Raw genomic sequence first — 10780 nt, 5'->3', positions numbered from 1 at the left:
CGCGGCCCGCGCCCGCACGCCCGGGCGCGCGCCCGGACGGCGACGGGCCGAGCGTCGCGTCGCGCGTCGTCGCGGCGGTCGTCGCGGTGCTAGCCGTCGCGGGCGGGTGGCTCGTGTGGCGCTTCTTCGTCGACACCTACGCGGGGCAGATGCTCGAGCGTGCCGCGTTCGACGGCGCCGTGACGGGTCAGGGCGAGCTGTGGACGGTCGCCGAGCCGGTGCTCGACACCGTCTCGATCGCGTTCGTCGTCGGCGGCCTCGGCGCGGCGATGGGCATCGCGCTGCTGCGCCGCCGGTGGGGCCTGGCCGTGCAGGTCGCGTTCCTCGTCGTGGGCGCGAACGTCACGACGCAGCTCGTCAAGCACTCGCTCCTCGGGCGGGAGGAGCTCATCGGCGGCTGGCACTGGGAGAACTCGCTGCCCAGCGGCCACACGACCGTCGCGGGCTCCGTCGCCGCGGCCCTGCTCCTCGTCGTGCCGCGCGGGGCCCGCGCGCTCGTGGCGGTGCTCGGCGGGGCGTACACGGCGGCGACGGGGGTGTCCACCCTCGTCGGGCAGTGGCACCGCCCGAGCGACGTCGTGGCCGCCGTCCTCGTCGTCCTCGCGTGGGCCGCGCTCGTGTGCGCCTTCACGCCCCGCTCGGCGCTCGACCCGGGCGCCGGTCCGACGCCCGGCTCGACCGTCGTCGCCGTCCTGCTCCTCCTCGGCGCGGCCGCGGCCGGGGTCGCGGCGGGGCTCGCGCTGCGCGCCACGCCCGCCACGTGGGGCACGACGACGGCGCAGGACGTCACCGCGTACGCGGGGGGCGTCGCCGGGGTCCTCGCGGTGACGGCCGCGGCGTTCGCCGTCCTGCTCCTCGTCCGCCAGGCCACCGGCCGCCCGGACGCACGGGCCGTTCGGGGGTAGGGTGCGGCTGGCGCGACGGGAGTAAGGTCGTAGGCTGCCACGGCGACGACCGGAGGGTCGTCCAGCGGCACCGGACGCTCCCGCGGCGGCGCCCGACGCCGTCGGGCAGGACGCCCCGCCACCCACACGCACTCACGGACGAAAGCAGGATCGGATGCCACGCAAGCTCGTGATCGTCGAGTCGCCCGCCAAGGCTCGCAAGATCCAGGGCTACCTCGGCGACGACTACGAGGTCGAGGCGAGCGTCGGCCACATCCGCGACCTGCCGCAGCCGTCCGAGCTGCCCGCGGACATGAAGAAGGGCCCGTACGGGAAGTTCGCGGTCGACGTCGACCACGGGTTCGACCCGTACTACGAGGTGTACGCCGACAAGAAGAAGAAGGTCGCGGAGCTCAAGCGCGCGCTCAAGGACGCCGACGAGCTCTACCTCGCGACGGACGAGGACCGCGAGGGCGAGGCCATCGCGTGGCACCTCCTCGAGGCGCTCAAGCCGAAGGTCCCGGTCAAGCGGATGGTCTTCCACGAGATCACGCGCGAGGCGATCCAGCGGGCGCTGCAGAACACGCGCGACCTCGACGAGCACCTCGTCGACGCGCAGGAGACCCGCCGCATCCTCGACCGCCTCTACGGCTACGAGGTCTCGCCCGTGCTGTGGCGCAAGATCGCCCAGGGGCTGTCCGCCGGGCGCGTGCAGTCGGTCGCGACGCGCCTCGTGGTCGAGCGCGAGCGTGAGCGCATGGCGTTCGTCCCCGCGGAGTACTGGGACGTCACCGGCACGTTCGAGCACGCGGACGCGTCCGCGCCGGACGCGGGCAAGGCGTTCGGCGCGCGCCTCGTGCAGCTCGGGGACGCGCGCGTCGCGTCGGGTCGCGACTTCGACGACCGCGGGCAGCTCAAGGCGGGTGCGGCGCGCGACGGCGTCGCGCACCTCGACGAGGCCACGGCGCGGTCCGTGGTGTCGGGCCTCGCGGACGCCGCGTTCACCGTGCGCTCGCTCGAGACCAAGCCGTACACGCGCCGCCCGGCGGCGCCGTTCACGACGTCGACCCTCCAGCAGGAGGCCAGCCGCAAGCTGCGCATGTCGTCGCGCCAGGCGATGCGCACCGCGCAGTCGCTGTACGAGAACGGCTACATCACCTACATGCGCACGGACTCGCCGTCGCTCTCGGCCGAGGCCACGACGGCGGCCCGCCGCCAGGCGGCCGAGCTGTACGGCCCCGAGTTCGTCCCGGAGAAGCCGCGCGTCTACGCCGCGAAGAACCAGGGCGCGCAGGAGGCGCACGAGGCCATCCGCCCCGCGGGCGACTCGTTCCGCACGCCCGCGCAGGTCAAGCGCGAGCTGAGCGACGACCAGTTCAAGCTCTACGAGCTCGTGTGGAAGCGCACGGTCGCGTCGCAGATGGCGGACGCGAAGGGCTCGACGGCCTCGGTGCGCCTCGGCGCGGCGCTCTCCGCCGACGCGGGCGACGTCGCGGGGCGTGACGCCGTCTTCGCCGCGTCCGGCACCGTGATCACGTTCCGCGGGTTCCTCGCCGCGTACGAGGAGGGCTCCGACGTCGACCGGTACGCCGAGGACGCCCCCGCGGCCGCGCCCAAGGGCGAGGACGCGCGCCTGCCGCAGATGACGGAGGGCGACGCCCTGCGCGGCGACGACCTCACCGCGGACGGGCACTCGACCTCCGCGCCGCCGCGCTACACGGAGGCGAGCCTCGTCAAGGCGCTCGAGGAGCTCGGGATCGGGCGGCCGTCGACGTACGCGTCGACGATCTCGACGATCCAGGACCGCGGGTACGTGCTCTCGCGCGGGCAGGCGCTCGTGCCGAGCTGGCTCGCGTTCGCCGTCGTGCGGCTGCTCGAGGAGCACTTCGACCGCCTCGTCGACTACGACTTCACGGCGCGCATGGAGGCCGACCTCGACGAGATCGCCGCCGGCCGTCGCGACCGGGTGGAGTGGCTCACGCAGTTCTACTTCGGCGACGCGGCCAAGGGCGCGGACGCCGAGGGCCTGCGCGACCTCGTCGCGAACCTCGGCGAGATCGACGCGCGCGGCATCAACTCGGTGCCGATCGGCGAGGGCATCCAGCTCCGCGTCGGCCGCTACGGGCCGTACGTCGAGGACCTCTCGGTCCCCGTCAAGGAGGGCGAGAACCCGCCGCGCGCGTCCGTGCCGGACGACGTCGCCCCCGACGAGCTCACGGTCGCCAAGGCGCGCGAGCTGCTCGCCGCGGGCGCGGACGACGGCAAGGTGCTCGGCACCGACCCCGCGTCGGGCAACGAGATCATCGCGAAGGCCGGCCGGTACGGGCCGTACGTCACCGAGGTGCTCGACCTCCCGCCGATCGACACGAGCCTGTCCGCCGCGGCGCAGAAGAAGGCGAAGGCGGCGCAGCCCAAGCCGCGGACCGCGTCGCTGCTCAAGACGCAGTCGCTCGACACGATCACGCTCGACGACGCGCTGCGCCTGCTCTCGCTGCCGCGCGTCGTCGGGACCGACCCGGAGTCGGGCGAGGAGATCACGGCGCAGAACGGCCGTTACGGGCCGTACCTCAAGAAGGGCACGGACTCGCGCTCGCTCCCCGACGAGGAGTCGATGTTCACCGTGACGCTCGAGGAGGCGCTCGAGCTGTACAAGCAGCCCAAGCGCGGCCGGGGTCAGCGCGCCGCGACGCCGCCGCTGCGCGAGCTCGGCGAGGACCCGAACAGCGGCAAGCCGATCGTCGTCAAGGACGGCCGGTTCGGCGCGTACGTGACCGACGGCGAGACGAACCGCACGCTCCCGCGCGACGTCACGCCGGAGTCGATCACGCCCGAGCAGGCCATCGAGCTGCTCGCGGAGAAGCGCGCCCAGGGCCCGGCGAAGAAGAAGCGCACGACGGCCCGCAAGCCCGCGGCGAAGAAGACGGCCGCCAAGAAGTAACCCCACGCCGAACATGCGGTCGTGGCGCGTCCGGCGGTCCGGACGCGCCAAAACCGCATGTTCGGCGGGTGGGTTCAGCGGGCTAGGGCTGTGATCGTCCCGAGGACGACCGTCACGACGGGCAGGAGCAGCGCTCCCCACCGCCCGGTCCGGTCGGTGCGCTGCTCCGGTGCGTCGTCGAGCGGGTCGACGACGGGGTCCCCGGTGCCCTGCTGGCGCAGGTTCCAGACGGTCCCGACGACGAGCGCGAGCGCAGCCCCGGCGAGGACCGGGACCGCGGGCAGGGTCGCCACCGGCTCGCGCAGCGTGACCGCGAGGCCGACGAGCGCGGCCGTCACGACCATGTTCGCGACGACGGTGAGCACGGGGTGCGCGAGCGCGGCGCGCAGCACCTGGTCGCCGGCACGCCACAGGCCGACGAAGCCCGCGATCGCGGCGGCGAGGACGAGCAGCATCCCGGCCGGGAGCACGAGCGGGGACCCGTCGAGCGCGGGCCGCAGCGACCACAGGGTGCCGAGCATCCCGACGGTCTGCACGGCCGAGGCGGCGACGGTCCGCCCGATCGACGAGCTCGACTGCGCGGGGTCCTCCGGCAGGTCGAGCGAGCGCGCGTAGGCGACGGGGTCGCCGAACGCCTCCTGCGCGGTCTCGCCCGAGTCGACGACGTGGGCGTCCACCTCCGCGAGCACGGCGCCGATGCGCGCGCCCGCGACGCCCTGGAGGCGCAGCTCCAGGAGCAGGGCCTCGGCCCAGCGCGGGTCGACGTGCGGCGCGTGGCGGCGCTCGATCGTGTAGCGGCTCGTGTCGCTCATCGGAGGGTCCTTCCCGGGGTGGTGGCAGGGTGGGCGGCGTCGGCGGAGGCCTCCGGGTCGCCGGGCGGGTGCTCTGGGGCGCCGCCGTGCGGTGCGTCCCCGCGTGGAGGCACGACGGCGTCGCCGTGCGGGGGTGCGGCCGAGCCCGCGAGGAGCGTGCCCGCCGCACCCGTCACGGCGTCCCAGCGCGCGGCCGCGTCCGCGAGGGCGACGCGGCCCTCGTCCGTGACGGCGTAGTAGCGGCGGCTCGGTCCGCGGTCGCCCTCGCGCCAGGAGGTCGTGACGAGCCCGTCGTCCTCCAGCCGTTGCAGCAGCGGGTAGAGCGTGCCGCCCTTCACGGTGCCGAGCCCGGCGTCGGCGAGCGAGCGCGTGATCGCGTAGCCGTACGTGGGTCCGTCGGTCGCGACCACGGCGAGCACGCACAGCGGCAGGACGCCGCGCAGGAGCTCGCGGTCGAGACGCTCGTCGAAACGCATGACTAGACAGTACGGCTACCTAGTTAGCCGAGCAACCTAGTCCGGATGCCCGCCAGGCCGCGCACTCCGGGCGGGCGGGTGTCCGCCGTGGCCGGTCGTCACGTCGGCGAGGCCGCCGTGCGGAAGGCGGCGCGGTGGGCGGCGTGGCTTCCGCAATCGTGTGAGTGCTGTTATAACAGTGCTGTGGCATCGATCGACCCGACCACCGTCCCCGGCCGCTGGGACGCGTTGCACGCGCTCCTGCGCCGCCTCGACGACGAGATCGCGACCGTCTACACGGACCGTGGCGTGGAGGGCGTGCGACCGCGCTTCGTCTACCCGCTGATCCGCCTCGCGCACACCGGGCCGCTGACGATCCGCGACCTCGCGGCGTCGCTCGGCCGCACCCACTCGGCCATGAGCCAGACGGTCACCGCGATGCGGCGCGAGGGTCTCGTCGAGACGGCGCCGGGCGAGGACGCGCGCACGCGCCGCGTGGCGCTCACCGAGCGCGCGCGGGAGCTGGTCCCGCTCCTCGAGGCCGAGTGGCGCGCGACCGAGGAGTCCGTCGCCGAGATCGACGACGAGCTCCCGCACGCGCTGAGCGCCGTCGTCGCGGAGCTCGAGCGCGTGCTCGAGCGCCGGTCGCTGCGCGAGCGCCTCGCCGCGCGTCTCGACGCCGCGGGCTACCCCCGACCGGAGGACCGCTGACGTGCGCCACCACGTGCTCGACCTGCGGCCCCTGCGGGCGAGCCGCGCCTACCGCGACCTCTGGGCGGGCTCGGCCGTCGGCGGCCTCGGGTTCCAGGTCGCGACGGTCGCCGTGCTGCTCCAGGTGTGGGAGCTCACGCGCAGCCCCGTGTGGACGGGCACGATCGGCCTGGCCAGCGCGGTCCCGCTGCTCACGCTCGGCCTCGTCGGCGGTCACCTCGCCGACGTCCACGACCGCCGCACGATCATGCGCCTCGCCGCCGCGGGCCAGGTGCTCGCCGCGCTCGGCCTCGTCGCGCAGGCCGCCGCGGGCAACCGCTCGGTGTGGGTGCTCCTCGGGCTCGTGAGCCTCGGCGCGGCGTGCAACGCGCTCGGGTCGCCGGCCCGCCGGACGGTCCCGCCGCGCCTCCTGCCGCCCGACCAGGTCGCGGCAGGGCTCGCGCTGCAGAACCTCGCGTTCCAGGTCGCGATGCTCGTCGGCCCCGCGGTCGCGGGACTCGTGCTCGCGCGCTGGGACCTGCCCGTCGCGTACGGGGTGCAGGCCGCGGCGGCGACCGTCGCGCTCCTCGGCCTCGTGCGCCTGCCTCCGCTGCCCCCGCTGCCCGCCGGTCCCGGTGCCGCGGCGCGCCAGGCAGCCCCCGCCACGCCCGACGACGACGGCGCGCCGGCCGGGGGAGCCGCGCCGCGCCGTCGGGCCGCAGCGGGCGGGTGGTCGATCGTGTGGCGCCGGCCGACGCTGCGCGGCTCCTTCGCGACCGACGTCGCGGCGACGGTGCTCGCGATGCCCGTCTCGCTCTTCCCGCTCGTCAACGAGGTCCGCTTCGACGGCGACCCGCGCACCCTGGGCCTGTTCCTCTCGGCCGTCGCGGTGGGCGGCATCGGGGCGGGCCTCGTCTCGGGCGCGGTGACGCGCGCGACGCGGTCGGGCGCCCTGCAGCTCGCCGCGGCGGCCACGTGGGGCGTCGCCCTGGCGGGCTTCGGGCTCGCGGGGTCGCTGTGGCTCGCGCTCGTGTGCCTGGCCGTCGCGGGCGCCGCGGACACGGTGTCCGTCGTGACGCGCGGCGCGCTCGTGCAGCTCGAGACGCCCGACGAGTTCCGCGGCCGCGTCTCCTCGGTCGAGCACGTCGTGGGCGTCGCCGGCCCGGAGGTCGGGAACTTCCGGGGCGGCGTGCTCGCGTCGCTCACGTCCGCGCCGGTCGCGCTCGTCGTGGGCGGGCTCGCGGCGAGCGCCGTCGTCGGGCTCGTCGCGTGGCGCAACGCCCCGCTGCGCCGCTACCGCATCCCGGCCCCGGAGCCCGCGCCCGCGCTCACGCCGTGACGCTCGACGCCGGGGCGGTCACTCGACGGTGACCGCCTCGAGGACCGGTAGGCGGGCGGCGCGGATCGCCGGCCAGACGCTCGCGACGAGGCCGATGACGACGGCGACCCCGAGGATCGCGAGCACCTGCCCCCACGGCACGGCGAGCGTGCTCAGCCCCTCGTCGGCGAGGACGCCCGGCAGGGCGGCGCCGATCCCGATGCCCGTCGCCACGCCGAGGACCGTCCCGTAGACCGCGGTGAGCACGGACTCGATCGCGATGACCCCGGCGAGCTGGAGCCGCCCGAGCCCGACGGCGCGCAGCAGGCCGATTTCGCGCGTGCGCTCGATGATCGACAGCGCGAGCGTGTTGACGATGCCGAGCAGCGCGATGACGATCGACAGCGCGAGCAGCGCGTACAGGATGACGAGCACCTGGTTCACCTGGTCGGCGAACGCCGACGCCGTGTCCTCGCGGTCGAGCACCGTCACGACGAGGAACGGCTCGACGGCGGTCGTCAGGGACGCGCGCACGTCCTCCACGTCGGCGGTGGTCGCGCCGTCCGCAGCGGACACGTAGACGATCCGCACGCTCGCCTGCGCGGCCGGCACGACGGCGTCGAACACGTCGTCGCGCACGAGGATCCCCGTCCCGACGAGCTGGCTGTCGATCACCGCGCCCAGGCGCACCTCGACGGCGGCGCCGCCCTCGCCGAGCCGCACGGAGTCGCCCACCTCCCAGCCGCGCTCGCGCGCGGTGCGCCGGTGCACGACCACGTCCCCGTCCTCGAGCGTCGACGTCGGGTCCCCGGCGAGCGCCACGGGGTCGAGCGCGGTGTCGAAGAACCCGGCGGGGACGCCCGCGACGTCGGTGCCGCGCGCCTCGCCCGCGTCCCCGGCGCCGTCCACCGTCGCGACCGGCGCGAGCCCGAGCCGCACGGTGTCGACGACCGCGACGCCCGGCGTGGCGGTCACGGCCTCGACCGCGCCCTCGGGCACCACGAGCGTCGCGGAGTCGACCACGAGGTCGGCCCGCACCTCGTTCTCGACGATGCCCCGCACCGACGCCTGCGTCGAGGCCGCGATGACGCCCGTCACGGACACGAGCGCCATGCCGATGAGGAGGGCGCCCGCGGTGCTCGCGGTGCGGCGCGGGTTGCGCGTGACGTTGCCGCGCGCGAGGCGGCCGAGGGGGCGCAGCGCGACGACGAGCGGCCACGCGAGCACCGCGAGGACGCCGCGCGCGACCGCGGGGGACCCGACGAGCACGCCCACGAGGACGAGCCCCGCGCCGACGCCGAGGAGCACGCGCGGGCTGAGGTCGTCGACCCACGCCCAGCCGGTCGGGGCGTCGGCCACGGACGCGCCGAGGTACGCGGCGAGCCAGAGGGTCCCGGCGCCCGCCGCGACGAGGACGGTCCCGCCCACGGCCCGCAGGCCTGTCCCGCGGTCGGGCGCGACGTCGTCGCGCATCGCCTGGACGGGCGGGATCGCGGCGGCGCGCCGCGCGGGCAGGACGGCCGCGAGCACGCTGACGACCGCGCCGAGCGCGACGGCCGCCAGGGCCTGCGGCGCGCCGAGCGGCACGCGGCCCGAGAACTCCATCCCGGCGAGCGCGAGACCCCACCGGATGACGCGCACGAGCCCCGCGCCGGCGAGGACGCCGAGGCCCCCTCCCACGAGCCCGACGACGAGCGCCTGCACGAGCACCGACGCGAACACCTGCCCGGGGGACGCGCCGAGCGCGCGCAGCAGCGCGAGCTCGCGCAGCCGCTCGCGCACCGACATGGCGAACGTGTTCGCGATGATGAACGCCCCGACGAAGAGCGCGATCGCGGCGAACACGAGCAGGAACGTCTCGACGAACCCGAGCACCTCCTCGACGGCCTCGCTCGCCTCGGCCCGCGCCTGCTCGCCGGTCACGGCCTCCGCGCCCGCGGGCAGCACCGCCCCGACGCGCTCCGCGAGCGCGTCCTCGTCGACGGGCCCGGACGACGGCGTCGCCCACACCGCGAGCTGGGGCACCATCTGGTCCGGTGCGTACACCTCGCGGGCGGTCTCGCCGTCGATCCCGACGAGCACCGCCCCGGCCGCGGCCGCCTCGATCCCGAAGACCCCGGACACCGTCACGGGCGTCGGTTCGCCGCCCAGCACGACCGTCGTCGTGTCTCCAGTCGTGAGGTCCGCCGTCTCCGCCGCGCTCTGCTCGAGCACGATCTCGCCCGGCTGCGGCCACGCGCCGTCGAGCAGCGTGAGGCTCGGGTCCTCCGGGTCGACGGAGAACGCGGTGCTGGGCGGTCCCGTCGTGACGACGGCGGTCCCGTCGGCGGCGACGAGCACGACGGGCCCGGACACGTCCGCGACGGCGCGCGCGACGCCGTCCACCTCCTCGACGTCGGCCGTCAGGTCCGCCGGGACGAGCGTGCGGTCGCCCGTGAAGCCCGTCCCGCCGCCCCCGCCGCCCGGTCCGGTCGCGTCCCCGGCGACCTCCTGCGACCCGCGCACGTAGACGTCGGCGGTGAGCGTGGTCGCGATGATGTCCTCGAACGTCGAGGAGAGCATGCCGCGGAACGCGAACGTGCCCACGACGAACGCGACGCCGAGCGTCACGGCGAGCACCGAGAGCACGAAGCGCACGACGTGCGCGCGCACGCCCCGCAGCGCGACGCGGATCATGCCGGGTCGACCGGGTCGACCGGGTCGACCGGGTCGACCGGTGCGGCGTGGCGCCCGACCGGCGCGCTCGGACCGCCCGGGGTCGCGGCCGGGCCGTCGAGGGTCCCCGCGGGTCCGTCCGGTGTCGCACGCGGACCGTCCGGGGCGACGGTCCCGGCCGCGGGCGGTCCGTCGTCCGCCGCGAGCGCGAGCGCGTCGAGGATGTCCTGCTGCGTCGGGTCGTGCAGCTCGCCCGCGAGCCGGCCGTCGGCGAGGAACACGACGCGGTGCGCGTACGACGCCGCGCGCGGGTCGTGCGTGACCATGACGACCGTCTGGTCGAGCTCGTCGACGGACCGGCGCAGGAACGTCAGCACCTCGCCCGCGGAGCGCGAGTCGAGGTTGCCCGTCGGCTCGTCCGCGAACACGATCGACGGCCGCGACACGAGCGCCCGCGCGCACGCGACGCGCTGCTGCTGGCCCCCGGAGAGCTCCGCCGGGCGGTGGTGCAGTCGGTCGCGCAGGCCCACGGCGTCGACGACCTCGTCGAACCACGCGCGGTCCACGGGGGCGCGCGCGATGTCGAGCGGCAGAGTGATGTTCTCCGCGGCGGTGAGCGTCGGCACGAGGTTGTACGCCTGGAACACGAACCCGACGCGCGTGCGGCGCAGGGCCGTGAGGCGGCGCTGCGAGAGGCGGCTGATCTCCTGGCCGTCGATGACGACGCTCCCCGAGGTGGGGGAGTCGAGCCCGGCGAGGCAGTGCATGAGCGTCGACTTCCCGGAGCCCGACGGCCCCATGATCGCGGTGAGCCGTCCGCGCGCGAAGTCGACGTCGACGCCGTCGAGCGCGCGCACCGCCGTCGTGCCCGAGCCGTAGACCTTGACGAGGTCGCGGGCCCGCGCGCGCGGCTCGGGCGCGCCCGCGCCGTCGGTCGGGGCGGCGGTCCGGGGTGCGGGGGACGTCATGGTCCCCATCGTGGCGCGTGGCGCGGCCGTGCGCACCACCCGTACGGGGGAGCGGGACGG

The 10780-nt window shown here is 75.9% G+C and carries 8 protein-coding genes; 4 read left to right on the top strand and 4 right to left on the bottom strand.

From position 1 onward, the window contains the following. Together GJV82_RS02550 and topA are read left to right on the top strand one after the other, a co-directional pair. Positions 1–905 (top strand): phosphatase PAP2 family protein (locus tag GJV82_RS02550; protein WP_225873019.1); only part of this gene is annotated, 905 nt, incomplete at its 5' end. Positions 906–1059: 154 nt separating this feature from the next. Next, a complete protein-coding gene (topA, locus tag GJV82_RS02545; RefSeq protein WP_155098116.1) occupies positions 1060–3822 on the top strand; it encodes a type I DNA topoisomerase in 2763 nt (920 codons plus the stop codon). A gap of 74 nt (positions 3823–3896) precedes the next feature. Here topA and GJV82_RS02540 read toward each other — a convergent pair whose 3' ends face one another. Together GJV82_RS02540 and GJV82_RS20605 are read right to left on the bottom strand one after the other, a co-directional pair. Beyond that, positions 3897–4634, bottom strand: coding sequence for a hypothetical protein (locus GJV82_RS02540; RefSeq protein WP_155098115.1), 738 nt, complete (start codon positions 4632–4634; stop codon positions 3897–3899). After that, positions 4631–5110 carry a PadR family transcriptional regulator gene (locus tag GJV82_RS20605; protein WP_024838931.1) on the bottom strand — a complete coding sequence of 160 codons (480 nt, stop codon included), beginning with the start codon at positions 5108–5110 and terminating at the stop codon, positions 4631–4633. The genes GJV82_RS02540 and GJV82_RS20605 overlap by 4 nt, the downstream gene beginning before the upstream one ends. A gap of 183 nt (positions 5111–5293) precedes the next feature. On the opposite strand from GJV82_RS20605, the gene GJV82_RS02530 reads away from it, so the two are divergent. Together GJV82_RS02530 and GJV82_RS02525 are read left to right on the top strand one after the other, a co-directional pair. Further along, positions 5294–5800, top strand: a complete 507-nt coding sequence (locus GJV82_RS02530) for a MarR family winged helix-turn-helix transcriptional regulator (protein ID WP_318657197.1) — start codon at positions 5294–5296, stop codon at positions 5798–5800. Between the two features lies 1 nt (position 5801). After that, positions 5802–7118, top strand: a complete 1317-nt coding sequence (locus GJV82_RS02525; protein ID WP_318657196.1) for an MFS transporter — start codon at positions 5802–5804, stop codon at positions 7116–7118. An 18-nt stretch (positions 7119–7136) separates the two neighbouring features. Here GJV82_RS02525 and GJV82_RS02520 read toward each other — a convergent pair whose 3' ends face one another. Together GJV82_RS02520 and GJV82_RS02515 are read right to left on the bottom strand one after the other, a co-directional pair. Then, on the bottom strand, positions 7137–9773 hold the full coding sequence (locus GJV82_RS02520) for an ABC transporter permease (protein ID WP_155098113.1): 2637 nt from the start codon (positions 9771–9773) through the stop codon (positions 7137–7139). After that, positions 9770–10720, bottom strand: a complete 951-nt coding sequence (locus tag GJV82_RS02515) for an ABC transporter ATP-binding protein (RefSeq protein ID WP_155098112.1) — start codon at positions 10718–10720, stop codon at positions 9770–9772. Before GJV82_RS02515 ends, GJV82_RS02520 begins: the two co-directional genes overlap by 4 nt. Positions 10721–10780: the final 60 nt, after the last annotated feature.

Origin of the sequence: Cellulosimicrobium composti, from assembly GCF_009711085.1 — a bacterium.
In the GTDB taxonomy this organism is placed as follows: Bacteria; Actinomycetota; Actinomycetes; order Actinomycetales; family Cellulomonadaceae; genus Cellulosimicrobium; species Cellulosimicrobium composti.
This window is presented reverse-complemented; position numbering and strand designations above follow the sequence as displayed.